This is a genomic window from Bifidobacterium bifidum ATCC 29521 = JCM 1255 = DSM 20456, from assembly GCF_001025135.1.
Classification (GTDB): Bacteria; Actinomycetota; Actinomycetes; order Actinomycetales; family Bifidobacteriaceae; genus Bifidobacterium; species Bifidobacterium bifidum.
The window spans coordinates 1,705,630-1,731,229 of record NZ_AP012323.1 but is presented as its reverse complement, the minus strand read 5'-3'; the positions used below and the strand labels follow the sequence as shown (position 1 = coordinate 1,731,229).

The 25,600-nt window shown below is 63.3% G+C and carries 17 protein-coding genes, 3 tRNA genes and 1 pseudogene; 16 read left to right on the top strand and 5 right to left on the bottom strand.

Annotation, left to right across the window (positions count from 1 at the left end; genetic code table 11):
- Positions 1-143 precede the first annotated feature (143 nt).
- A complete protein-coding gene (locus BBBF_RS07285; RefSeq protein ID WP_033509892.1) occupies positions 144-1,145 on the top strand; it encodes a LacI family DNA-binding transcriptional regulator in 1,002 nt (333 codons plus the stop codon).
- Between the two features lie 107 nt (positions 1,146-1,252).
- Here the strand turns inward: BBBF_RS07285 and BBBF_RS10420 are convergent.
- A pseudogene (locus BBBF_RS10420) lies at positions 1,253-1,639 on the bottom strand (N-acetylglucosamine-6-phosphate deacetylase); the annotation flags it as partial.
- Between the two features lie 18 nt (positions 1,640-1,657).
- Positions 1,658-4,816 carry a beta-galactosidase, LacZ type gene (lacZ, locus tag BBBF_RS07275; protein ID WP_021647768.1) on the bottom strand — a complete coding sequence of 1,053 codons (3,159 nt, stop codon included), beginning with the start codon at positions 4,814-4,816 and terminating at the stop codon, positions 1,658-1,660.
- A gap of 365 nt (positions 4,817-5,181) precedes the next feature.
- On the opposite strand from lacZ, the gene BBBF_RS07270 reads away from it, so the two are divergent.
- Positions 5,182-6,657 (top strand): glycoside-pentoside-hexuronide (GPH):cation symporter, encoded by a 1,476-nt coding sequence (locus BBBF_RS07270; RefSeq protein WP_021647770.1) that lies wholly within the window; start codon positions 5,182-5,184, stop codon positions 6,655-6,657.
- 1,187 nt (positions 6,658-7,844) lie between these two features.
- On the opposite strand, the gene BBBF_RS07265 is transcribed toward BBBF_RS07270, so the two are convergent.
- Together BBBF_RS07265 and trmB are read right to left on the bottom strand one after the other, a co-directional pair.
- Positions 7,845-7,916: transfer RNA gene (locus BBBF_RS07265), tRNA-Glu, on the bottom strand.
- Between the two features lie 67 nt (positions 7,917-7,983).
- Positions 7,984-8,895, bottom strand: coding sequence for a tRNA (guanosine(46)-N7)-methyltransferase TrmB (gene trmB, locus BBBF_RS07260; RefSeq protein ID WP_021647773.1), 912 nt, complete (start codon positions 8,893-8,895; stop codon positions 7,984-7,986).
- A 193-nt stretch (positions 8,896-9,088) separates the two neighbouring features.
- Here trmB and galE point away from each other — a divergent pair, with 193 nt between their 5' ends.
- From galE to fucO, 6 genes are all read left to right on the top strand, one after another.
- Positions 9,089-10,102: a UDP-glucose 4-epimerase GalE gene (gene galE, locus BBBF_RS07255; protein ID WP_003814750.1), complete on the top strand. Its 1,014-nt coding sequence runs from the start codon at positions 9,089-9,091 to the stop codon at positions 10,100-10,102.
- Between the two features lie 293 nt (positions 10,103-10,395).
- Entirely contained in the window at positions 10,396-11,103 is a 708-nt protein-coding gene (locus tag BBBF_RS07250; protein WP_003819800.1) for a DUF4190 domain-containing protein, read from the top strand.
- Between the two features lie 152 nt (positions 11,104-11,255).
- Positions 11,256-11,329, top strand: a tRNA-Asp gene (locus tag BBBF_RS07245).
- Between the two features lie 44 nt (positions 11,330-11,373).
- Positions 11,374-11,449, top strand: a tRNA-Phe gene (locus tag BBBF_RS07240).
- A gap of 404 nt (positions 11,450-11,853) precedes the next feature.
- On the top strand, positions 11,854-11,985 hold the full coding sequence (locus BBBF_RS10540; protein ID WP_021647776.1) for a hypothetical protein: 132 nt from the start codon (positions 11,854-11,856) through the stop codon (positions 11,983-11,985).
- Positions 11,986-12,468: 483 nt separating this feature from the next.
- Complete coding sequence (gene fucO, locus BBBF_RS07235; RefSeq protein WP_003816288.1) at positions 12,469-13,620, top strand: lactaldehyde reductase; 1,152 nt, start codon at positions 12,469-12,471, stop codon at positions 13,618-13,620.
- Positions 13,621-13,790: 170 nt separating this feature from the next.
- On the opposite strand, the gene BBBF_RS07230 is transcribed toward fucO, so the two are convergent.
- Complete coding sequence (locus BBBF_RS07230; protein ID WP_003816287.1) at positions 13,791-14,690, bottom strand: glycosyltransferase family 2 protein; 900 nt, start codon at positions 14,688-14,690, stop codon at positions 13,791-13,793.
- Between the two features lie 53 nt (positions 14,691-14,743).
- Here BBBF_RS07230 and BBBF_RS07225 point away from each other — a divergent pair, with 53 nt between their 5' ends.
- The 8 genes from BBBF_RS07225 to ftsH all read left to right on the top strand — a co-directional run bounded on the left by BBBF_RS07225 (position 14,744) and on the right by ftsH (position 25,591).
- A complete protein-coding gene (locus BBBF_RS07225) occupies positions 14,744-16,348 on the top strand; it encodes an AI-2E family transporter (protein WP_003816286.1) in 1,605 nt (534 codons plus the stop codon).
- Complete coding sequence (locus BBBF_RS07220) at positions 16,348-17,571, top strand: glycosyltransferase family 2 protein (protein WP_003814758.1); 1,224 nt, start codon at positions 16,348-16,350, stop codon at positions 17,569-17,571. Before BBBF_RS07225 ends, BBBF_RS07220 begins: the two co-directional genes overlap by 1 nt.
- A gap of 138 nt (positions 17,572-17,709) precedes the next feature.
- On the top strand, positions 17,710-18,639 hold the full coding sequence (locus BBBF_RS07215; protein WP_003814760.1) for an ABC transporter ATP-binding protein: 930 nt from the start codon (positions 17,710-17,712) through the stop codon (positions 18,637-18,639).
- A complete protein-coding gene (locus tag BBBF_RS07210; protein WP_033509888.1) occupies positions 18,639-20,294 on the top strand; it encodes a hypothetical protein in 1,656 nt (551 codons plus the stop codon). The genes BBBF_RS07215 and BBBF_RS07210 overlap by 1 nt, the downstream gene beginning before the upstream one ends.
- A gap of 58 nt (positions 20,295-20,352) precedes the next feature.
- Positions 20,353-21,816, top strand: coding sequence for a D-alanyl-D-alanine carboxypeptidase/D-alanyl-D-alanine-endopeptidase (locus BBBF_RS07205; protein ID WP_033509886.1), 1,464 nt, complete (start codon positions 20,353-20,355; stop codon positions 21,814-21,816).
- Positions 21,817-21,828: 12 nt separating this feature from the next.
- Positions 21,829-22,947, top strand: coding sequence for a tRNA lysidine(34) synthetase TilS (gene tilS / locus BBBF_RS07200; protein ID WP_021647780.1), 1,119 nt, complete (start codon positions 21,829-21,831; stop codon positions 22,945-22,947).
- Complete coding sequence (gene hpt / locus BBBF_RS07195; RefSeq protein ID WP_003816281.1) at positions 22,934-23,491, top strand: hypoxanthine phosphoribosyltransferase; 558 nt, start codon at positions 22,934-22,936, stop codon at positions 23,489-23,491. The genes tilS and hpt overlap by 14 nt, the downstream gene beginning before the upstream one ends.
- 6 nt (positions 23,492-23,497) lie before the next feature.
- Positions 23,498-25,591, top strand: coding sequence for an ATP-dependent zinc metalloprotease FtsH (ftsH, locus tag BBBF_RS07190; protein ID WP_003814772.1), 2,094 nt, complete (start codon positions 23,498-23,500; stop codon positions 25,589-25,591).
- Positions 25,592-25,600 lie beyond the last annotated feature (9 nt).

Here is a 25,600-nt window from a genome sequence, read left to right as displayed (position 1 = left end):
CCCCCCTATGCATTGCCCCTATTGCCGGGACATGTGCAGTCTACCAGTCATGGGTAAACTTCCACGCCGCCAATGCCGCTAACCCCGCCTTCCCGGGTTATGCTGTAGTAAAACCCTTTACTAAAGTTTGCGGGGAGGATGTCATGGCCACGCTCAAGGAAGTCGCGGGACGGGCCGGGGTGTCGCAGAGCACGGTGTCACGCTTGTTGAACGACCCGTCGTTCTCCATCAAGGAGGAGACGCGTCGGCGTGTGTTGCGCGTGTGCGAGGAGATGGGGTATCGCAACGTGTTCCGTCCCGCGATCGCGGTGTTGGATGCGCCTCCGTCCGGGGAGGAATTGCAGGACGCGTACTTCGCCGATCTGCGGAAGGTTCTTGCGGAGCGTGCGGAGTCGTTGGAATTGGACCAGCTCACGTTCATCCGGTCCATACACGAGTTGACGGAACGCGCAACGGAGTTTGATGGGTTCATCACCGTGGGAGCCCCGGTGTTTCCCGAAGCGGACCTGCGAGCCCTGCATATGGTGCTCCCGCATGGCGTGTGCATCGACACGAATCCGGCGCCGCGCCTGTTCGACTCCGTGTGTCCCGATCTGTCGCAGACGATGCTGGACGCCTTGGACGCGATGATCGCGGCGGGCCGCAGTCATATCGCGTTTCTCGGCGGCGTGGGCAGCATCATGGGCATGCATGACTATCCCGAGGACATTCGCGAGCTGTCGTTCCGTCAGTGGGCCGCGCATCTGGGATTGGAAACGGACGGATTGGTGTATTCGTCCGGCACGTTCACCGTGGAGAACGGCTATCGTCTCGCGGAGCAGTTGGTGGCTGACCATCGTGAGGCCGGCAGCATGCCCGATGGTTTGATCGTGGCCGCCGACGTGCTTGCGGTGGGGGCGTTGCAGGCGTTGAACGCACTGCGCGTGGAGGTTCCCGACGAGTTGGCCGTGGTGAGTGTGAACAACCAGTCGATCGCCCGGTACACGTCGCCGCCGCTGAGTTCGTATGCGATCGATCAAAGGGAGTTGGCCCGCATGGCGTTCTCCACCCTGATCGATGGGTTGAAGCATGAGCGGCGGGTGCGTCGTCACATCCTGCTGACGACCGAACTGGTGCCGCGCGCAAGCTTCGTTCCTCAGGCGTAAGACGTCGTCTCGAAGACGGGCGGCACCGGCGTCGATTTTGCTGGAAGGAGTTTACTCCACCTGGCGGCCGGCGCACCAGACGTGTTGGGCGGTCCAGTCGGTGGGGTCGAGATGGTGATCTGGCGGATGCAACCGAGCTTGCCGGCGGCGAGGTCGGCGCCCGAGGCGTCGAGCATGCGGTCCATGAGTTCGGGCATCGGGTCTTTGAGGCAGTTCGAATCGTGCGCGCCCTTGCACTTGAGGGCGAGGAACGGGCCTTCGAGGTGGCAGCCGAGGATGTCGGGGCGGGTTGCCATCTTCTCGCGCACGGTGCGGATGTTGCGGCAGATCACGTCCATCGGGTTGGTGATGAGCGAGAGGACCTGGCGGGTGGTGCCGTGGACCGCGTGGCCGGCGCGCTCGAACGCCTCCTCGCCGGTGCCGTCCGCGGCCGCAGCGCCCGTGGCCTCGATCGCCGCGTCGTAGGCGGGGCCGGCGGCGGCATGGTGGTGCATGCCGCCGCCCGTTGCCGGTCAGATGAGTTCGAGGTTCACGTCGAGGGTGAGCGGCCTGCCGGCGGGCAGCTGGTAGGCCGTGTGGACGGGGGCTCCCCAGGAGTCGTCTCCACCGACGCCCATCTGGGCCGCGAGCAGGCGCAGGTAGTTGTGGCGCGGTTTGGGCAGGTCCTCGTGGCGGCGCGCGGCCTCGATCGTGTAGGTGTTCCAGGGCAGCAGGCTGGCCGTGAAGTGACGGTCGCCGCGTTGGGTGACGCGCAATCCGTGGCCTTGGATGTCGGTGGCTTCGAGCCAGCGGACGTCCTCGTGGCTGCCGGTTTCCTGCACCATGAGATACGGCGCCATGCTCGCCTTCGCGGTGGCGTCCCAGATGCCGAGCTTGCCGCCCTGCTTACGGTCGCGGTAGGTCTCCTCGGGGCCGGGGCCGTAGTAGCGCAGACGATCGTATTCGCCGGGCAGCTCCCATTCGATACCGAACGCGGGCAGACTGGCCATGTCAGTGGCGTTCCCGGGGTATTCGACGGTCAGTTGCATACGCATATCGGAGTTGACATGGTAAGTGACGGACACGGGCGTGTGGTTCGGATCGGCAAGTTCGTACTGGTATTCCGCTACGAGACCGTCATCGCTTTCATGGATTTTCGTTTCGGTTACGATGGCGTATCGGCCGGCCGCGAACCATGCGGCACGGTCGAAACCGGAATGGTTACCGCGATCGTTGTCGGTCAATGGGCGGAACGTGACGAGTTCGGGGCGACGGATGACCATTTCCCGGTCGTCGCGCTTCCAGGAGACGATGCCTCCCTGAGTGCGTGACAGGAGAATTTCCTCGTCGTCGCGGCGGATGCCGGCGTTCCATCGGCTGAGCGTGCGAGTTGCGCGGCCGTCGTCGTCATGGCTGGTCTCGGTGATGTCCTGTTCGGGGTTGAGCGTGCCGGTGAGTTGGCCGAACGCGAGCTCGTAGCCGGCCGGCGCCCATGCGGTGGCTTCGGCGAGCAAGAGATCGACCTCGTAGGTGACTTCGCGCGTATCCCCGTCCGCGTCGATGTCCGGGAAGGCGATGTCATGGTGTTGGGTATCTCCTGCGGCCACGTCGAAACGGTAGTCGGCATGCCAGATCTCATGCCCGTCTTCGAGGAGCCGTGCGGCGAACACGTAGCCGTCGGTGCCGGCGAACAGGTTGCGGTTCTCGATGGTCACGCCGTGCCCGTCGGGGGCGAGCTTGACCGGCGAATACAGCTGCTTGACCTCCTGCGCCTTGGGGCTGGGCGTGCGGTCGGCGAACACGATGCCGTTGCCCACGAATTCGTAGTCGGTTGGACGGTCGCCCCATTCTCCGCCGACGCTGAGGCGTTCGCTCCCGTCGGGCAGACGCTGGACGAGCCCCTGGTCGATGTAATCCCAGATGAACCCGCCGGAGTAGCGCTCGTACCGTTCGAGGTCGATGAACTCGCTCAGACCGCCGCACGAGTTGCCCATGGCATGCATGTACTCACAGCTGACGAACGGCTTGCTCGCCTCGCCCCGTTCGTCGCCGTGTTCGAGCCAGTCTTGGATCTCGGCCGGCTTGGCGTACATACGGCTTTCGAAGTCGCTGATCCCGTCGTAGGCATGGTTCCAGTTGACACCTTCGTAGTGGACGGGACGACCCGGATCAAGTTGGTGCGCGTGTGCGCTCATGGCCTTGAGGACTTCGCCCGCGTAGGATTCGTTGCCCAGCGACCAGACGAGCACGCTGGGATGGTTGCGGTCGCGCAGGATCATGCTGTCCAGCCGGTCGATGCACGCGCCCAGCCAGGCCTCGTCGTCACCGGGGACGGAGGTTCCCACGGGGATGTCGCCGGGGCTGTTCCAGCTGCCATGGGTCTCCAGATTGGTCTCGTCGATCAGGTAGATGCCGTATTCGTCGCACAGCTCGTACCAGCGTGACTGGTTCGGATAGTGCGAGGTGCGCACCGCGTTGATGTTGTGGCGCTTCATGAAGCGGATGTCCCACAGCATGTCCTCTTCGGTGATGGCCCGGCCGCGCCGGCAGTCGAACTCGTGGCGGTTGACGCCGCGGAACACGAGGCGCTTGCCGTTGAGCTTGAGGATGCCGTCCTCGATGGCCACATGCCGGAAGCCGATGCGAGTGCGAGCGGTCTCCAGGACCTTGCCGTCCGCGTCGAGCAGAGTGACGGATAGCTCGTACAGGTCGGGACGTTCGGCGCTCCATGGCGCCGTGTCATCGATCTCGGCCTCGGCGTGCAGCGTTCCGTCCGCTTTCGTGGCGGTGCGCCAGACGATGGTGCCGTTCTTGTCCCATAGTGCGAAGTCGGCCGTCGCGGCGTTCGCGGCACCGTCGATCAGCACATCCAGCGAGAGCGAACCCCTTGATGTGGCGAGATCCCAGTCGGCGTCGGCATGGAGGTCGGCGACGTGGGCGGCGGGCCTCGCGTTGAGTTCGACGGAGCGGAACAGGCCGTGCAGACGCCAGAAGTCCTGATCCTCCAACCAGCTCGCGCTCGAATACTCGTAGCAGGCGACCGCCAGCACGTTGCCGTCCACCTTGATCGCGTCCGTCACGTCGAACTCGCTGGGCGTGAAGGAGTCCTCGGCGTAGCCAACGAACGAGCCGTTGAGCCACACGTAGATGGCTGTGGCCGCGCCCTGGAAGGTAAGCGTCACCGGGCGCCCTTCGCGCACGGCCTGGGCGACTTCGCCATCCGCGTCGAACTCGCGCCGGTAGACCGCCACATGGCCGTGCTCGGGGATGGCCGGGGCCTTCGGGTCCTCATGTCCGTCCCATGGGTACTGCACGTTCACGTACTGCGGGGCAAGCAGCCCCGCAGTCTCCAGATGCGAGGGCACCTGCACGCGTGAGAACGACGAATCGTCGAATCCGGGCGCGGCGAACAGAGGCGACATGTCGCTGCTCCAGTCCGGCCCGTCGCTCGTCCCATCGGGGAAACGACCCGTCGGCGCCGTCTCGACGCGGACCCGCCATTCGCCGTCAAGGCTCTGCCTGAGATCCGTGCCCTCGCCGTCGACTGGGGAGCGAGACCAGCACGCATGATCGGAATGGGCGTCGAGCCGGTGAACCGCGTACACGCGCGGGTCGGCGAGCCATGCCGTCGTCGGTATGGACGGGGAGACGATCGGATCGCCGTTCTTCCGCTGATCGTCGGTTGTGTTCATGATGTCCTCGCTTTCGCATCGGATTGCGTCGCGTCGTTGCCGCCGCAGTGAGGGAACCTCGTTGAATCAGGTTCCTTGTACAACAAGGATAAATATTGTTACTTGATTGCGCAAATTCTTTCCAGCATTTCGCGGCACAAGGCCTGCAACATGCAAAATACGTGGATTTCTTAAGATTCAAGCACATCAAGCAGGCTTCAAACCTTACTCATCCACACGGAGTGCCGGTTGCAGAACGTTGGCATGATTTGCGACACGCGGTAAAGTTTTTTTATTCTTCAAGATAGTTCTATACTCACGCTTTGCGGGATCGAAGCGGTTCGCGCGCACGGATTCTTTACAGGTCGCAAGGAGGCCACCACACCATGAGCGGATTCGCCACACAGCACACGGAAACGACCGGAAGGCCGCAGCCCACGCGGAACACGGGTCAGAAGATCGCATACGCATTCGGTAACCTGGGCCAGGCCGCGTTCTACAACACGATGAGCACGTTCTTCATCACGTTCGTGACCACCGCGCTGTTCATCGACGTGGACAAGACGCTTGCCAAACGCCTCATCGCGGTGATCACCGGACTCGTGGTGGTCATCCGCATCGCGGAGATCTTCCTCGACCCGCTGCTCGGCAACCTCGTGGACAACACGAACACCCGCTGGGGCCGGTTCCGCCCGTGGCAGTTCATCGGCGGTATCGTGCCCGGCATCCTGCTGATCATGGTGTTCACCGGCCTGTTCGGCCTCGTGGACGTGAACACCGGCGTGTTCATGGTCCTGTTCGTCATCGTGTTCATCCTGCTCGACGTGATCTACTCGCTGCGCGACATCTCCTACTGGGGCATGATCCCCGCGATCTCCTCCGACTCGCACGAGCGCAGCACGTACACCGCGCTCGGCGCGTTCACCGGATCCATCGGCTACAACGGCGTCACCGTCATCGTCGTGCCCGTCGTCAGCTGGTTCACCTGGAAGTTCACCGGCCAGTGGGAGCAGGGCCGCACCGGCTGGGCGGCGTTCGCCATCATCATCGCCGTGCTCGGCTTGCTCACCGCGTGGAGCGTCGCGTTCGGCACCCGAGAGAACCAAGGCGGGCTGCGCGCCAAGGCCGAGGCCAACGGCAACCCCATCGAGGCGTTCAAGGCCATCGCCCAGAACGACCAGCTCCTGTGGGTGGCCCTCAGCTACCTGCTGTACTCCGTGGCCAACGTCGCCACCACCGGCGTGCTTTTTTATCAGTTCAAGTACGTGCTCGGAGCTCCGGACAGCTTCTCCATCGCCGGCATCATCCCGGTCATCACCGGACTGGGCACCACGCCCCTCTACCCGGTGCTCAACCGTCGCATCCCGCGCCGCTGGCTGTACACCGCCGGCATGGCGCTCATGATCGCCGGCTACACGCTGTTCATCATCGCGCCCATGAACTTGCCCGTCGTCATCGTCGCGCTCGTCCTCTTCTACCTGCCTGCGCAGACCATCCAGATGACCGCCATCCTGAGCATGACCGACTCCATCGAATACGGCCAGCTCAAGACCGGCAAGCGCAACGAGGCCGTCACCCTCTCCGTGCGCCCGATGCTCGACAAGATCGCTGGCGCCCTGTCCAACGGCATCGTGGGCTTCGTGGTCGTCGCCGCCGGAATGGTCGGTAACGCCACCGCCGCCGACATGACCGCCGCGAACATCCGCACGTTCAAGACCTGCGCCTACTACCTGCCGCTCGCCGGCATCGTCGCCAGCCTCGTCGTCTTCCTCCTGACCGTCAAGATCGACGAGAACATGCACGCCCACATCGTCGAACAGCTCGAAGGACGACTCGCCTCCGAGGAAGCCGACAAGCAGTAGGGTCGAGCTGAGGTGAATCATGCAGGATGAAGCGTTCATGATTTCCGAAGTCAATGATCCCGATATCTGCACCGCATACCGCGTTGGTGGCGGCTGATAAAAGGATTATGGCGGGCTCCTTGTCAAAGGAGCCCGCCGTTCTTATTTGAAGGAAATAGAAGGTGAGATAATTGGGCGCTATTGCTGTTCTCGTGGGTGGGGTTTCTCCGTTGGTTGTTGGGGGAGTAAGAGAAGAGCGCTTTTTGGGTAGGATGTTTTCGACCAAGATAAGCAAACAGCCGCAAAGCGCCTGATGAACGCCTTCGCGTCGCCGGGACGGTGCTCGAACTCCAGCGACCACAGGTAGTCGGACCATGGTTGCGGGAAGTCGCGGCATTCGCTGGCCTTCTTCCGCGCCTCAAGATGCTGCCCGTCCCCGCTCATGGCCGCACCGCCTCTGCCTGTGCGCCGGCTTTCGCCTTGCGCCGTCCGGCGATGCCGTGGGTGGCGTGGTTGCGTTTGTCGTATGCGCATACCGGGCATGCCTCCTGCGAGATGACGCCTTCGATGTGTTCCTGACACAGCGAGGTGCGCAGCAGCGCCGCCCCGTAGATCGGTACGCCCAGTCCATCGTCGCGATGATCTCACCGTACGGCCTGTCGATCAGCAGCGAGTGGACGGTCTTGCGATCGGCCATGGTCGCCGGAACGGGTTCGGGCTTCGGATCAGCGACCGGCTTCGTGGAGGCTGATTCGGCGTTGAGGGGAGCATCCCCGAAGGGGATGAGGGGAGAATTGTTTATCACTTGTCTATTGGGCGACTTTCTGTCCAAGATTCCGGGACAATTTGTCCTCGGCTCCACGTCCCTCACCGCGCACGGCCTGTCCCAGACGGCGCTCACGGAGCCTCTGAAGATGACCAGGGGCGGAGTCAGCGCGAAGATGAAGAACAAGAACACGTGGAGTATCCCCGACATCGCGGCGCTGGCCGACTACTTCGGCGTGCCCGTGATGTCCCTGCTGGACGACACGCTCATGCGTCAGATGCTGGGAGAGAGGGACTTAGGTGCATCTTTGGTGGCAGCGACCACCGCGCGATTTCCTGTTCGAGCAGCTGAAGGCCAAGCTGATGGCCAAGCTGATGGCCTGAAACCGTTGGAAACAAAAGGCTCCGGGCCACGATACCTCGTGGAACCCGGAGCTGGTGAGTACCCCCAGAGAGAGTCGAACTCTCGTTGTCAGATTGAAAGTCTGGTGTCCTAACCGTTAGACGATGGGGGCTGACAACTCGATATACATTACGTGAGCTGCGGCGATAATGCAAATCCGCGACACGCCGTAATCGGCGTCACACCGCGATATAGGTGAGGTCGTGGATGACCCGACCCGCGGCGAGTCCCTTCTTTTCGAAATTGGTGAGCACCCGGTCGTCGAATCGCTCCGATTCGGTGAAATCGGCGTGCGGCATGTCGTCGGCGAGCTCGGCGTTGCCCTTGCCGACGTGCCCGGTGGGCAGGCTGACGGCGATCGTGCCGGCGTTGCGGAAGTCCGTGCGCCCGTCCATCACCTCGTGCACGTGCAGGGCGTAGTCTTCGATGTCGGTCGCGATGCGCCACGCCCCGCCGTCGGCTAGCGCGCCGTGGATGGACTGCGCGAGCTGCGGCTGCACGATGCGGCGCTTGTGGTGCTTCATCTTCGGCCAAGGGTCGGGGAAGAACGTCCAGACCTCGGCGATGGAGCCGGGGGCGGTCGCGGCGAGTAGTTCGGGCGCGTTCACCTGCGCGATGCGAAGGTTGCCGAGCCGCTGCTTGCCGGCGAGCAGCAGCGTGTGCGCGACGCCGGGGTCGTACACCTCCAGCGCGAGGAAGTTGACGTCGGGGTGCGCGGCCGCGGCGGCGACGATGTTCTCGCCTTGTCCGGTGCCGATTTCGACGATCAGTGGATTGGCGTTGCCCCAGGTCACGGCGATGGTGTCGCGGTCGAGCGTGAAGTCGTCGCGCACGTCCAGCGACCCCTCGCCGGCGTTGATGTCCAGCAGATACGTGTCGGCGTAGTTGTCCCACGCGCGTTGCAGCCGCGCGTCCAGACGGCCGGATCGCCGCACGAACGACAGTACCGGACGCGGGGTGAAAGTCGGCTGTTCGATCTGCTCTGGCACGGTTTCCTCGTTTCTGGTCGGTCGTGGTATGTGCCATATTATCCCGGGGCCGTTGACCTCCTTCGTGGCCGCCGTGCTTCGATGGGCCGTCTCGCCTGTCATCTGTGCATGGTCTGGAATGTCGGTAATGTTTCAATGAACATATTTTGTTCTCTTATGTTCATGTGCTACGATAAAACTGTTCAGAAAAATAACAAAAGCGAGCATAATCAAACATTCAACTATCGTTAACCATTGGTTATGGTCAGTCGTCGCGGATGCCGATGGTTATGCTCACGGTCACGAAAGGACAGATATGACAGTTCTCGTTACCGGTGGGTGCGGATACATCGGTGCCCACGTCGTCCATGCGCTCCATCAAGCCGGCGAACGCGTTGTCGTCGTCGACGATCTGAGCTACGGAAAGCCCGCCCGCATCGAAGGCGCGCGGTTGTATGGCATGGATATCGCCGCGCCGGGCGCCGGCGACCGCCTCGCCGAGATCCTCGACGCCGAAGACGTCGATTCCGTCATCCACTTCGCCGCGCGCAAGCAGGTCGGCGAATCCGTCGAGAAGCCGCTGTGGTACTACCAGCAGAACATCAACGGCATGCTCAACGTGCTCACCGGCATGACCCAGTCCAAGAACGCCAAGAAGCTCGTCTTCTCGTCCTCCGCCGCCACCTACGGCGTGCCGCCGGTCGACGTGGTGCCCGAGGACGTCGTCCCTATGCTGCCGATCAACCCCTACGGCCAGACCAAGCTGTTCGGCGAGTGGATGGCCCGCGCCTGCGAGCAGCCGTTCGGCATCCGCTTCTGCGCGCTGCGCTACTTCAACGTGGCCGGATGCGGTCCGGTGGAGCTGGAGGACCCCGCGATCCTCAATCTCATCCCGATGCTGTTCGACCGCCTGAAGAAGGGCAAGGCGCCGGCCATCTTCGGCGACGACTACCCGACCCCGGACGGCACCTGCGTGCGCGACTACATTCACGTCTCCGACCTGGCCGACGCTCACATCGCCGCGCTGAAGTACCTTGACCGCGACGAGCGCAAGTACGACGCCTTCAATGTGGGTACCGGCGAGGGCACCTCCGTGCGCCAGATCGTCGACGAGGTCAAGAAGGTCACGGGCCTGCCGTTCACCGAGGCCGTGATGGCCCGTCGCGCAGGCGACCCGCCGCACCTGATCGGCTCTCCGAAGCGCATCAACGAGGAGCTGGGCTGGCACGCCAAGTACGACGTGGAGGACATCGTCAAGTCCGCGTGGGATGCGTGGCAGGCCAACCCCGAGCACCACATCGACGTCGCCACCTGGAAGCAGGTCAGCTGAACGGGTGGCCGGGTGTCTGGGTGACCGGTCGGGCTGCTGGGCGTTGACGGTCGGCTTATGGCCGGACGTACCGCCGTCTGAATGGTGACTCGACCGAATACGGGGCCGGTTCGCGTCGCTTCGTCTGCGGATGGGGCGGTGCGGCCGGCCCTGGTCTGTCCGATCGTATTGCGCCGGTTCGGGGATGGCGCTGTGATGCCTTGGCGTTGAGATGAAGGCGTTGACAGGATATACTGGCGTAGCGCCGGGCGGTGAGCGGCGGCGGGAACGATAGCGACCGAAGGAGTCCTGAGATGTCATCGAATACGCCAAGTGCCATGCCGACTGACGGTAATGACGGGCAGGTGCCGACGCAGGCCGGGTATGAGCAGGCGGGCGATGGTTCGTGGGCTCCGGGTGCCGGTGCCGCGGATGGTCAGGTGCCGCCGTATGGTCAGGGTGAGTATGGTCAGACCGGATATGGCCGGCCGGATTATGGTCAGGCCGGGTACTCGGGCCAGCCAGGGTATGGCCAGCCTCAGCACAGCCAGACCGGCAGCTATGGAGCACCGGGGTATGGCGCCCAGCAGCCACAGTACGGGGCTCCCTATGGCGCTGCGCAATATCCTCCGTATCCTCCGTATGGCGCGAACCCCTATGGCGTGCCGGCGTACTATGCGCCGAACGATCGATGGAACACGATGTCGATTGTCGGGTTCGTCCTGTCGTTCGTGTTCTGCCCGGCCGGACTGATTCTCTCGATCATCGCCCTGCGGCAGATCAACCGCACGCAGGAGCGCGGCAAGGCGTTCGCCATAGCGGGCATCGTCATCAGTGCGATTGCCATCGTGATCGTTATCATCACCATCATTTTTGCGATCGCGGTGGGGGTATACATGGTGAATCATCCGGAAACCTGGAACGGGTCGTACTGCATCAACGGCGATTGTGTCTACAAGGATTACGGCGACTCCGCCTTCACCAGTCTTGCGATCATGCCGTTGGCGGCGCTGATAGGGTAGGTGCGGGAAGTGCTGGAAATACTGGGATTCAGGTTCATCCTCGGTGGTGTTCGGGCCTGCCTGGGAGGCTCTGCGGGCGCTGCGACACGCCGAAGTTGCATATCGCCCAGAACTCTGTAATATATCTACTCGTTGCTTGCAAACAAGCATATGGCCCCGTAGCTCAGTTGGTTAGAGCGCCGCCCTGTCACGGCGGAGGTCACCGGTTCAAGTCCGGCCGGGGTCGCTGGAATGTGAAGACCCGGTTTTCGCCGGGTTTTTATGTTCACTGGCTCTGTAGCTCAGTTGGTAGAGCGAGCGACTGAAAATCGCTAGGTCAGCGGATCGATGCCGCTCGGAGCCACCACGGAAAACCCGTCACCCTTTGGAAACATTGGGATGGCGGGTTTCTTGCATCTGGTCGAGAAGTCGGGCGGGTCATGGGTCTTACCTGATTGCGTGAGCTAGGGCCAGCATGCGTCTCGGTCCTGCATGCCCCCAGCGCCCTCCCTCCTCCCGGTCTCTTTTTTCCCCACTCTTCCCGAAATTACGGGTTGAAATCGCCGCAATCCGTGATTCCCCGTGCCAAATCGCCGTTTTTGGACCTTAAAACGGCGATTTGGCACGGGGAATTGCCCAGAACGGCGATTTCAACCCGTAATTTGCACCCGGTGCTGGTTGAAGGCGTTACCCGCGCTAGAGTAAACCCGTGAGCATGATTGAAGAAGGCAAGAGCAAGCGCGGCGCGGGCGGAAATGTCAGACGGCGCCGTTGGGCACGTTGATCGCCGGGCTGATTTCGCCGTGTGTCGGCTCGCTGCTGTTCGCCGCATGGCTTGCATTGCTGGCCGTACGCGGCGCATGGACCGCCATCAAGGTGACGAGTGCCGTGCATCATTCCTGAGCGGAGCGCAGCCGGGCGTCTGATTGATGCGCAGGCATGAAATCGCCTCTTTGCATCGTCCCCAGCATGAGCATTCTGGCCACGTCATCCGTGTATGGTCGCATCCGCGCCGCGCCAAACGGATTTTGGCCGGATGGGGGTGTCGTCCGAGTGTCTAGTCCGAGCGAAGTCCCGTTTCAGCCCGTGCGGATGGGACTTTGGCGGGATGAATGAGGGCGGCGGGATGCGGGGCAGCTCATAATGTGGTACGGCATGTACTGCTTTGTGGGACTTGCGATGAAGAAACTTACGCGGTGACAAATGGGATTTTTCGTAGGGGTAAGGCCGCGGGGGCGATTGTATGCTACAGCGCTATACCGCAACTGTTCTCTGCTGTGTTTGCGTTACCTTCCCAGCATGTTTCCAGTTTTCGAGGTACGATAGGAATCGTCATAGCAGATACGCCGAGCGCAACGCCCGCGCGTCATTCAAAGGAGAGCCAGCATGGTATATCGCATGATCTTCAATCAGACCGCGTATTTTGGCCGTGGAGCCATCAAGGAGATTCCGGCGGTCGCGAAGTCCCATGGCTTCACCAAGGCGTTCATCGTAACCGATCCGATCCTGCTGAAGACCGGAACTGTCAAGAAGGTCACCGATGTGCTGGACGAGGCCGGCCTGCCGTATGAGGTGTTCGACAACGTCAAGCCGAACCCGCCGGTCGAATGCATCCAGGACGGCGTCAAGAAGTTCGCCGAATCCGGCGCCGACTTCCTGATCGGCCTGGGCGGCGGCTCCCCGCAGGATACCTGCAAGGGCATCGGCATCATCACCGCCAACCCGGAGTTCGCCGACGTACTGTCCCTTGAGGGCGTGGCCGACACCAAGAACCCGTCCGTCCCGATCTTCGGCGTGCCCACCACCGCCGGCACCGCCTCTGAGACCACCATCAACTACGTGGTCACCGATACCGCCAACAAGCGCAAGTTCGTGGCTGTCGACCCCCACGACATCCCGATCGTCGCATTCGTCGACCCCGACCTGACCGACACGATGCCGCGCGGCCTGAAGGTCGCCACCGGCCTGGACGCCCTGACCCACGCCATCGAGGGCTACATCACCCCGGGCGCATGGAGCCTGTCTGACTGCCTGAGCATGCAGACCATCCGCATGATTGCCAAGAACCTGGCCAAGTCCGCCGACGGCGACGTGCCGGCCGGCGAGCAGATGGCCTACGCCTCCTACATCACCGGCATGGCCTACTCCAACGTCGGCCTGGGTCTCGTGCACGGCATGGCCCACCCGCTGGGCGGCCGTCTCGGCGTGGCCCACGGCGTGGCCAACGGCATCCTGCTGGCCCCGGTCATGGAATACAACAAGGACTTCACCGGCGAAAAGTACCGTGACATCGCCGACGCGTTCGGTATCGAGGACGCCTACACCGGCGACCTTGAGAAGGTGCGCGAGGAGGCCGTGCAGGCCGTCCACCAGCTGACCGTGGATCTCAAGAACCCGACCACGATTTCCGAGGTGGGTGCCACCGAGGCCGACTTGGCACCGCTCGCCCACGACGCCTTCAACGACGTGTGCACGCCGGGCAACCCGCGCAAGGCCACCGAAGAGGACATCCTGAAGATCTACACCTCGCTGATGTGATAGAGCGACACGGGACCGGTCCGCGGCGGCGCGTCCATCCGCCGGCCGGCCCCGTGAGCGGGAGAAAGCCGCGATAATCCGCAACGGATGCGGCTAACAGATGATGGTGGGGTTCCGGCACATACCGTGTCGGAACCCCACCATCATCTGTTAGCTGGCGTCAGCCGACGTCATTCGACGGCGTCCACCTGCTCGGGATTGTCGAAATGGCTCTTGACGAGCTTGATCTGCTCGTCGAACCAGATCTTTTCGGCCGGGTTGATGTCCTTCGCGGCCAGATGCTGCTGATAAATCGGGTACAGCATGTGCAGCCACGGGTAGAGCGCATACAGGCGCCGCTCGGTGTGGTGCTCGCGCCAATGATCGGGATGTGCGGCGAATGTGTTCTTGAACCGCTGCATGTACCGGTGGAACGACGCGAAGGACGTGTCCATGCGCCGTGCGGAGATGCCGCAGATCATGCACTGTGAGTACACCGTCTTGAAACCATGGTTGAGCAGATGCAGCGACACGTCGATGTCCTCGTGCATCACGTCCTCCGGGTCGCGGCAGACCTCGCCCGAGATGGCGTGCCATGCTGAGGCGCGAATCGCCATGTTCGAACCGAACAGCAGCACCTGATCGTTGTCCGCCCGGTACGTGTGCCGGCGGATGTGGTCGTCGCCGGCGAGCCCGGCACCCTTCGCGGGCATGTCGTAATACACCACCGGTCCGGTCGCGCCCATGGCGTCCGGATCCTCGGTGAAGATGCCGGACACGACCTCCACCCAGTCGGGTTTGAGCATGCAGTCGGCGTCGATGCGTCCCAGCACGTCGCCGGTTGCGGCGTTCAGACCGAAGTTGCGGGTCGGGATCAGTCCTTGATCCTCGTTCTGCTGCAGCAGGATGACCGGAGCTTCGGGATGGTCGCGCTGGAACCGTTCGACGATGTCGCAGGTGCGGTCCGTGGAACGGTTGTTGACGACGATCACTTCATGTGGTGCGACGGTCTGGCGCGTGGCGTTCATCAGGCAGTCGGCGATGCGCTCCTCCTCATTCCACGCGGGGATGATAATCGAAACGTTGAGCATACTTACAGGATAAGCACCTGTGCGTACACTCCCGCTGGCTACAATAGGGTCTCATGAGTGAAACGGATGATCAGAAACTGGATTTGGCGTCGGTGTTCCCCGCCAAAGGGGATTCGCGTCGACCGCCGGATTGGTGGGGGCGCGCGCTGTTGTACACGGTCATCGCGGTGTTCGCCGCGATTTTCGTGTGGACATCGTGGGGCAAGATATCGACCATCGTGCTGGATGTCGTCATCTCGATATTCATCGCGCTGGCGGTCGAGCCGCTGGTGGTCTCGATGGTGCGACACGGCTGGAAGCGCGGCCTCGCGTCGGCGGTGAGCCTGATCGGCCTCGCCGTGATCGTCATGGCTTTGCTCACGCTGTTCGGCAACATGTTCGTGCAGCAGCTGATCTCCATGGTGAAGGGGCTCCCGTCGATATACACGGAGATCGTGGACGCGGTGAAGCAGTACACGTCGTTCGACATGCCGAAGATAGAGAACCTCGGCATGGAGATATTCAAGAACGTGCAGACGTCGTGGATCACCGATTTCGCCGGTCAGGCGTTGACCACCACGATGGGCGTGTTCAGCTTCCTGTTGAATCTGCTGACCGTGTTGATGGTGACGTACTATATTTCGGCCGCGGGCCCGAAGATGCGCCGCAGCCTGTGCCAGTGGCTTGGACCGAACACGCAGCGCCGTTTCCTGCTCGGCTGGACGGTGGTGCAGGAGCAGATTTCCGGCTTCCTGTTCTCCCGCTCCATCCTGGCCGCCATCAACGCCACCTGCACGGCCGTTTTCCTGGAGATTATCCACGTGCCATATTGGCTGCCGCTGGCGTTGTTCTGCGGCATCGTGTCGCAGTTCGTGCCGACGGTCGGCACGTATATCGGCGGCGCGCTGCCGGTGCTGTTCGCCTGGGGGTCGAATGGCCTGTGGTACGGGGTCGGTGTGCTGGTGTTCATCATCGTGTACCAGCAGATTGAGAACCTGATTCTCTCGCCGAAGGTCTCGCAGCGCACGATGGACCTCAATCCATGCGTCGCGTTCCTCGCCGTACTGGTGATGGGCGCGTTGTTTGGCGCTCTGGGCGCGTTCCTCGCACTGCCGGTCACGGCGAGCATGCAGGCCATCTTCAAGGTGTACACGAAGCGCTATGCGCTGGTGGAGTCGCCGCTGATGAGCGATCCGGTGCCGGGGAAGAAGTCCAAGGTCGTGGAGGGCGCCGAGGCGTTCAGTGAGCGCGTGATCAAGCCGATGAGCGACCATATGCCGCGCGCCGCCAAAGGATCGAGTGCCCATGTGCCGATCAGCGACGAGCTACGTGCGCTGCGCGACCAGATATATGACCTTGACGAGGCCAACGAGACCGAGGATTCCGAAACGATTGCCATACCGAAGGACGTGCTGTCGCGCAGCGTGCGCGAGGGGGCGAAGTCGGGCAACGCCGTGAAATTGCGCGGAGTCGGTGACGGTACCGCACAGGCGCATGGCGATGATGGTAGCAGCGACGGCTCTGCAGAGCCCGGCGCCGCGAAGACCTCCTCCGATAGACCGTCCGACAGCGAATCATCCGGCACTGCCGCGAAGCCGGCAGCCGACCGTCCCGCAAAGACCGCCCGCCCACGCCGTGGTGACGGGTCTACCGACAATCCGCGAAGCAGGTGGCGCTGATGGCATTGCTGACCGTAATCGACGTGCTTATGATGGTGGTGGGCGGCGTCGGCATCATCTACCAGGCCATCTGCGTCATCATGTCTCTGTTCTCCAAGCCGGTGCACTTCCCGGACGCGCCGATGGACAAGCGCTACGCCGTGTTGATCTCCGCGCGCAACGAGGAGAACGTCATCGGCAACCTCATCGACTCGCTGCACAACCAGACCTATCCGAGCAAGCTGATCGATATCTGGCTGGTGGCCGACAACTGTACCGATCGCACCGCCGAAGTCGTCCGCGAGATGGGATGCCATGTCGTCGAACGCCACGACACGGAGCTGATCGGCAAGGGATACGCGCTGTCGTACCTGCTGAGCACCATGATTGACTCGGGTGTGGCCGACGACTACGATGCCTATTTCGTGTTCGACGCCGACAACCGGCTCGACCGTCATTACGTCGAGGAGATGAACAAGGCCTTCCAGTCCGGTTTCCGCATCCTGACCAGCTACCGCAATTCGGTCAACCTGGCCGACAACTGGGTGTCGTCCGGTTCGGCCCTGTGGTTCATCCGCGAGTCGCGATTCCTGAACAATTCGCGCATGATCCTCGGCTCCAGCTGCCATGTGGGCGGCACCGGATTCATGTTTTCTCGCGAGGTGATGCGGCGCAACAGGGGATGGAAATTCCATCTGCTGACCGAGGATCTGGAATTCACGATGGACTCCATCCTGCACGGCGACCGCATCGGATACTGCGGCACCGCCATGCTGTACGACGAGCAGCCGGTCACGTTCCAGCAGAGCTGGCGTCAGCGACTGCGCTGGAGCAAGGGATTCCTGCAGGTGTTCCGGTATTACGGCATGGCGCTGATCAAGCGGGCCGTGCGTGAGCGTGATTTCTCATCCGTCGATTTCACCCTGCTGCTATGCCCGTTCACGGTGCTGGGCGTCATCCGCATCGTACTGGGACTGCTGTTCGTGGCGTTCGGATTCGTGACGTGGCAGAGCCAGCTCAGTGCGATTGCGGGATGGGCCTTTGACATCGTGCTGGCGGTCGTGACGATGATGGCGCTGGCCGCATTGACGATCGTCGCGGAACGCGACCACATCGGCGCCACCAACAAGGAGCTGTTCGCCTATGTGCTGAGTTTCCCCATCTACATGCTCAGTTACATGCCGATTTCGTTCCAGGCCATCTTCTCCAAGGCTCAGTGGAAGCCAATCGTGCATAAGGGCTGAGCGGGTTTGGGCCGTGCTTCGACCGGCGTTCGGCAGCGATGTCTGACTCCGCCGGCCGGGCCGATGCTGGCTGCCGCCGGCCCGTCATCGATCTGCGGGATGATTGGTCTATACAGCTGCATGGTCTATGCTTGAGTCATGAGTATAGACAATCAGCCGCAGATTGGCGGTTTTCCCGCGCGTACGGCATCGTCATCCGTCCCCTCCCGTCCCGCGGTTGCGACACTGCCGCCGCCCGACCCGCGCGCGGCGGTCTCCATTCGCGGCCTGTACAAGCGCTTCGACCGCAAGATTGCGGTCAACGGACTGTCCCTCGACATCCCGGTCGGCTCGTTTTTCGGCCTCGTCGGCCCGAACGGCGCGGGCAAGACGACCACGCTCAACATGGTGACCGGCCTGCTGGTCCCCGACGCCGGTACCGCGATGATCCTCGGGCAGGACGTGTGGCAGGACGTCAACGCCGCCAAACGTGAGATCGGCGTCATGCCGCAGCCCGACCAGATATTCGACCGGCTCACCGGAATGCAGCTGCTGATCTATTCGGGCATGCTGCGCGGCATGAAGCGCGATGTGGCGCACAGTCGCGCCGGCGACCTGCTGAACGCCTTCGATCTGGTTTCCGCCGCGGACACGATGGTGTCCGATTATTCCGCGGGCATGACCAAGAAGATCTGCCTGGCGTCCGCGATGATTCACAGCCCGCGCATCCTGGTGCTTGATGAGCCGTTCGAGTCGGTCGACCCGGTGTCCAGCGCGAACCTCAAGGACATCCTCGCCGAGTACGCGTCCACCGGCGGCACGGTCATCATCTCCTCGCACGTGATGTCGCTGGTGGAGAAGATGTGCACGCACGTCGCCGTCATCAACGCCGGGCAGGTCCGCGCGGCGGGCACGATAGAGCAGGTGTCGGCCGGCGAGGACCTTGAGGAGCGGTTCCTACAGCTGGTCGGCGGCCGGCATGCCGCGGCCAAGCTGTCGTGGCTCGACGGCGGATACGCGGCGAACGGCGTCGCCCCTGCCGACTCGTCTGCGCCCACCGCCCCGTTCCCATCGCCCGAGGAGTCATGATGGAAGTCGCTTTGACCATGGTGCGTCTGCGCTGGGCGCTCACCCTTGCCACCCTGCGCAAGTCGACGTGGCAGACCATCGGCTATGTGCTCGGCATCGTATTCGGCATCGGCGCCCTTGTGGGAGTCGGCGCTCTCGCGTGGTTCCTCGGCGGCCCCGTATTCGATATGGCGGGTCATCACATCCCTGCGGGGTGGATGTACGGGGTGCTGCACGTCGCGGTGATGTACGGGTCGACGTTCGCCGGCTTCATCATCCTGTTCATTCAGTTGATGCTCGTCGGCGACGGCTCGACCATGGCTCCGCACCGGTTCGCGCTGTACGGCATTCCCGACCGGAAACTGCAGCTCGGCATGCTGCTCGGCGGCCTGAGCGGTCTGCCTGCGATCTGTGGCACGCTGGCGCTGATGCTGTGGTCCCTCGCATACCGGTGGATGAGTGTGGGCATGGTCGTCATGCAGCTCATCGCCGCCCCGCTGGCCATCATCACGATGATGTCGCTGGCCAAGCTGGTCATTTCGGCATCGACGACGCTGGTGCGCTCGAAACGTGGCAAGAACGCGTTCTACCTCATCGCGATGATCGTGTTCATTGTGCTGTGCCAGCTGCCGAACATCATCGACAACCCCGCCGATTCCGGCAGTCTGTATGATTTTCCGTCATTGACGGATCTGAGCGTGGCCGACGCTCTGAGCTGGACCCCGTTCGGAGCCGCGTTCCAGTTGCCGTACGACCTATTGACCGGTAACCCGCTCCTGTTCGTGGCGCGTCTGGCGATCCTGGCCGTCACGTGGGTGGTGTGCTTCGTCGGCTGTGTCTGGTGCCTGCGTCATGACCGCGTGACCGCGGGTGCGCCCGAGCGTGCCGCGAAGGTCCGCGGCATCGGCGCGTTCGGCTGGATGCCGGACAGCACGTCCGGCGCGATGTCCGCCCGTCTGCTGACGTATCTGCGCCGCGACCCGCGTCAGATCCTGCTGTTCGTGATGCCCGTCCTGTTCGTGGCGTTGTTCGCGCTCCAGTCGCGTGGCATCACGATCGTGATCTGGCAGGGTCTGATCTGGGGCGGATGGATGATGCAGATGACCGAGGGCAACGGCCTGGCATACGACGGCCGCGGTTTCACGATGGAGGTGCTGGCCGGCGTGCGCGGCTGGGACGACCGTCGGTCCCGCATGCGGGTGTTCGCGTCCATCAACGTGATATATATGGTGGTGCTCGGTCTGGCCTGCTTCGTGTTGACCGGCGATTGGCGCACGGCTGACGGCCTGCTCCTGGGCGTGACGTTCATCTGTCTGGCGTTGGGTGTCTCGTTCAGCAGCATCGGCGTCGCGGAGATCACCAACTGCTCGCTGATGTATCCGGTGCCGTCGATGGACAAGCCGTTCTCCACACCGCAGGGCCGTGCCGTCGCCCAGGGATTGTTCCCGTTCGTGCAGCTTTTCGGCTGTCTGATTCCGATGCTGCCGACGATTCTCGTCGCGATCGTGCTCGTTGTGGCCGATATGGGCGGTTGGCTATGGGTCATGGCGCCGGTCGGTCTCGCCAATGGCGTGGCGGCCATGGTCATCGGTTCATGGCTTGGCGGTAAGCTGTTGGATGCGCGCGCGATCCGTGTCGTCCAGACGTTGGATTCGTTCGCGTCGCTGCAGCGCTGAGCCGGTTCGGGCGGCGCCCTTGCGGCGATGATGTAACGTCTGTCTAAGGAGTTCGCTCGTGGCATCAAAGGCTGCGGCCCGACATCATATGATTCGGCATCTGCCGATGACGCGGCGTACCGTCACCGTCGCGGTGTCCGCCGTCGTCGCCGTTGCGGTGATGGCGGGGTATTTCGTGGCTGACATCTATGACGTGGCACCCGGCATCCTGACGTTGCGGGGAGTGGACAGCGTCGCGATTCCCGACCCGCAGGACGCGCTCACGGGCGGCACGGTCGCCGCCGGCGTCGACGCGTCCATGCCCGTCGACGCCCAGGCCGCGAAGACCATCCTCGACGAGTTCTCCGCCAGCGAGGGCGTGGGCAAATCCTTCTCGCTGGCCATCGCGGACGGCAAGGGCAACATCGTAGCCGAGCATGACGCCATGATTCCCCGCCAGCCCGCATCGACCCTGAAGACACTGACCGCGTTCGCGGCGGCGACCACGCTGGACATGGGCTCCACGCTCGACACCAAGACCTATCTCATCCAGGGCGACGACAACCGCAAGACCGTGGTGCTGCAGGGTGAGGGCGACATGCTGCTGTCGGACGGGGAGAGCGATCCCTCGCACATCAACGGCCGTGCCGGGCTGGGCACGCTGGCGCAGCGCACCGCCGAGGCGTTGAAGCAGCGCGGCATCACGCAGGTCGACCTGCTGTACGACGATTCGCTGTTCGGGCAGGATCGTACGCCGGCTGGCGTCACGGAAAACAACGCGGAGCACCGGTACTATACGGCGATCTCCACGATGGCCGTCGACGGCGGACGCACCTGGACCGATATGGTCAAGCCGGCCAATCCCGACGATTCCAGCCAATACCCGGTGCTGTCCCAGCAGCCTGCGCTGGACGCGGCGACGACCTTCGCGAAGCGGCTCGCCGACAACGGCATCACCGTGATGTCCGGGCCGACCGCGGGCGCGGCGCCAAGCGGCACTTCAGCGCTGGCCTCGGTCAGCTCGGCGCCGCTTAACGAGGTCATGGCGTTCATGCTGAGGCATTCCGACAATACGCTAGCCCAGCTATTCGGCCGTCTGACGGCGCTCAAGCGTCAGGCCGGCAACAGCATCAAGACCGACACGCAGGCCGTCGCCGACACGCTCGCCGAGCAGGGCATCGACACGTCCGGCCTGCAGATGGCCGACTGTTCCGGTCTGACGCCAGGATCGAAGGTCAGCGTGACCACGCTGATCGAGATGCAGGAGCGCAATCTCACCGCCGGCATCGCCACCGCGGCGGCGGAGGGACTGTCCATCCCCGGCCTGGTCGGCACGGCGAGGAACCGTATCGTCACCGGCCCGGACAACGGCCTGTTCCGCGTGAAGACCGGCAGCCTCGACGCCGTGACCTCGCTCGCCGGCAACGTGTCCCGCGTCAAGGGCGGCGTGCTGTCGTTCGCCGTGATCGTCAACGACCCGGAGAACCAGTGGTCGGCCATCGAGGCGATAAACGTGATGGCCGCCAAACTGGCCAAGCTGTAAAGGTTTCGACCCATGCCATATACCGCTGTGATGCGTGCCGCGATCGGCCGGATGCGATCCATGCTGGTCGATCTGGGACTACCCAGGCAGGATCCGCGCTTCGCCGAGCACGGCGATCATACCCCCGCGCCCGATGCCCCGCTGGTGCTGGTGGCCTGCTCGGGCGGTCGCGATTCGATGGCGTTGGCGGCGGTGGCCGGCATCGTGTGTGCGTCGTGGGGCATCAGATGCGGGGCCGTCGTGGTCGATCATCGGCTGCAGGAGCATTCGGATGAGGTGGCTCAGTCGGCGGCACGGCGATGCTGCGGGCTGGGGCTCGACCCGGTCGCGGTGGTGCCGGTCGAAGTGTCGGGGGACGGTCACGGCGTCGAGGCCGCGGCCCGCGACGCGCGATACCGTGCGCTGGCCGATACGGCCCGACGGGAATCGGCCGAATGCGTGTTGCTCGCCCACACCGGCGACGACCAGGCCGAAACCGTGCTGATGGATGTGTTGCGGTCCTCCGGACTGGATTCGCTCGCGGGGATGCCGCGGATCGTCGAGCGTGACGGCGTGCGGTTCGCCCGCCCGTTCCTGCGTCTGACCCGCGCGGACACGACCGGCATCTGCGAGGACCTCGGGATCACATGGTGGGATGACCCGACCAACGGCGACCATATGGCTGCGGACGAACCGTTGCCGGACGATTTCCCGCTGCGCTCGCGCGTCCGCCACACGCTGATTCCCTATCTGAACGCGTTCGCCGGCGGCGATATCGTGAGCAGGTTCTGTGACGGTGCCGAACTCGCATCCATCGAGAAGTCGTATCTCGACGGTATCGCGGAATCGGTTGCGGCGCACGCGGTGACGTTCGCCGGGGATTCGTGCGGGAGCGTCGACGGAGACTGCGAGCTGTTGTGGATCGACGCGAAAGCGTTGGCGCGGGAGCCGCGGGCGATCAGATTGCGCGTGATCGCGCACGCGCTCGCGGCGGTCGGCATCGAGGCCGGGTTCCGTCACGTCGACGCCGTCGACCGGCTGATCTCGCAGTGGCACGGTCAGGGTGCCGTGGCACTTCCCAGCGGTCATTCAGCATTTCGTCGGAAACACGTCATTCGCGTGTGCCAAGATGGTCTCCATGCAAATCGCTGATGTTCAAGACGAGATCGACCATGAGCTGATCACCAAGGCTCAGATCGCAAGCAAGATACACGAGGTGGCGGCGCAGGTAAGCAAGGACTATCAGGGGCGTGACCTGCTGCTGGTCGCGGTGCTCAAGGGTGCCGTGAACACCATCGCCGCGTTCTCGCAGGCGCTGAGCATTCCCGTGCAGATGGATTTCATGAGTCTTTCGAGCTACGGGTCGGGCACCGAATCGAGCGGGACGATCGCCATACGGCAGGACCTGTCCTGCGATGTCCGCGGTCGGCACATTCTTATCGTCGAGGATATCGTTGATTCAGGGCGTACCTTGGCATGGCTCGTCGAGGAACTCAAGCGCCGCGGCGCGGCGTCGGTGGAGATATTCGCGCTGCTGGAGAAGCCGTCGCGCCGCGAAGTGGACGTCGACGTGCGGTATCGCGGCTATGAGATTCCCGATGAGTTCGTGGTCGGGTTCGGCCTGGACTATGACGAGCGATTCCGCAATCTTGACTCCATCGCCGTGTTGAAGCCCGAAGTGTATCAAGGAGAATAATCAGGTATGAGCTATCCTCAAGGCCCTCAGCAGATGCCGCCGAGTGGCAATGGCAACCGCGGCAACGGCAATCCGTTCAAACGCAATTCGCCCAACGACCCCAACGGCAACCAGAAGGGAAACAACTCAGGCGGCCCGCAGCCGTTCTGGAAGTCCCCGTGGCTGTGGGGCGTGCTGCTGGTGGTCATGGCGGTCGCCGGCTTCCAGCTGTTCGCCGGCGCCGGCACGCAGACCATCGACACCAAGGACGGCTTCGCCCTGCTCAAGACCGAGAACGTCGCGTACGCCAAGATCATCGACAACAAGCAGCTGGTGCAGCTTGAGCTGAAGAGCAACTTCACGAAGACCGATCCGGACACGAACAAGCCGCACAACTACGGCAAGAAGGTGCAGTTCTACTACACGTTCGCGCAGGGCGCGCAGGTCGTGCAGGCGGTCGAGAAGGCCGACCCCTCCAAGGGGTGGACCTCTAACATGCAGCAGACCAGCATGGTCAGCTACCTGATCAGCTCGATATTGCCGTTCATCATCATGATCGCCGTGTTCTGGTTCCTGATGAGCCGCATGGGCGGCGCGTCCGGCATGTTCGGCATGGGCGGCAAGAAGAACAACGGCAAGCTGCTCGAAGGCCAGACGCCGTCCACCAAGTTCTCCGACGTGGCTGGCGAGGACTCCGCCGTGCAGGAGGTCGAGGAGATCAAGGACTTCCTCAAGGATCCGTCGAAGTACAAGGCCCTGGGCGCCCGCATCCCGCGCGGCGTGCTGCTGTACGGTCCTCCCGGAACCGGCAAGACGCTGCTCGCCCGTGCGATCGCAGGCGAGGCGGGTGTGCCGTTCTATGCGATGGCGGGCTCCGACTTCGTCGAGATGTTCGTCGGCCTTGGCGCCTCCCGCGTCCGTGACCTGTTCGATGAGGCGAAGAAAAACGCCCCGGCCATCATCTTCATCGACGAGATCGACGCCGTCGGACGCAAGCGTGGTTCCGGCATGAGTGGTGGTCACGACGAGCGCGAGCAGACGCTGAACCAGCTGCTCGTCGAGATGGATGGCTTCGACAGCGACACCAACCTGATCATCATCGCCGCGACCAATCGCCCCGACGTGCTCGACCCGGCATTGCTGCGCCCCGGCCGCTTCGACCGTCAGGTGTCGGTGGAGGCGCCGGACCTCGAAGGCCGCGAGGCCATCCTCAAGGTGCATGCCAAAGGCAAGCCGTTCGTGCCGGACGTCGATCTGCACATGGTCGCCGTGCGCACGCCGGGCTTCACCGGCGCCGATCTGGCCAACGTGCTCAACGAGGCCGCGCTGCTGTGCGCCCGTGCCGGCGCCCAGCTGATCGACAACCGTGCCATCGACGAGGCCATCGACCGCGTCCAAGCCGGCCCGAAGCGTCAGTCGAAGGGCATGGCCCTCAATGAGCTGCGCAACACCGCATACCACGAGGGCGGCCATGCACTGGTCGCCGCCGCACTGCACAACACCGATCCGGTGACCAAGGTGACGATTCTGCCGCGTGGCCGTGCGCTCGGCTACACCGCGGTCATGCCGACCACCGACCGTTACTCGCAGTCGCGCAACGAGCTGCTCGACCAGATGGCGTACGCGATGGGCGGACGCACCGCGGAGGAGGTCGTGTTCCACGATCCGACCACGGGCGCGTCGAACGACATCGAGAAGGCGACGAAGATCGCCCGCACCATGGTCGTGGAATACGGCTTCTCCTCGAAGCTCGGCGCCATCAAGTGGGCCGACACCGACGACCAGAGCGCCGATTTCGATGGTCTTGCGCCGCACAAGTACTCCGAGCGCACCGCCGAGGTCATCGACGAGGAGGTGCTCGGCCTTGTCGAGACCGCGCACACCGAGGCATGGAACATCATCAACGACAACCGCGATGTGCTCGATGAGCTGGTTCGCCAGCTGCTCGTCAAGGAGACGCTGAATGAGAAGGAACTGGCCGCGATCTTCGCGAACATCAGGAAGGCTCCGGAACGTCCGGTGTGGCTGTCCGACCAGCGCCGTCCCGATTCCGACAAGCCTCCGGTGGAGATTCCGGAGTCGCTCAAACGTTCCGTCGGCATGAAGCCGGGGGAGCGGTGATTTCGTGCC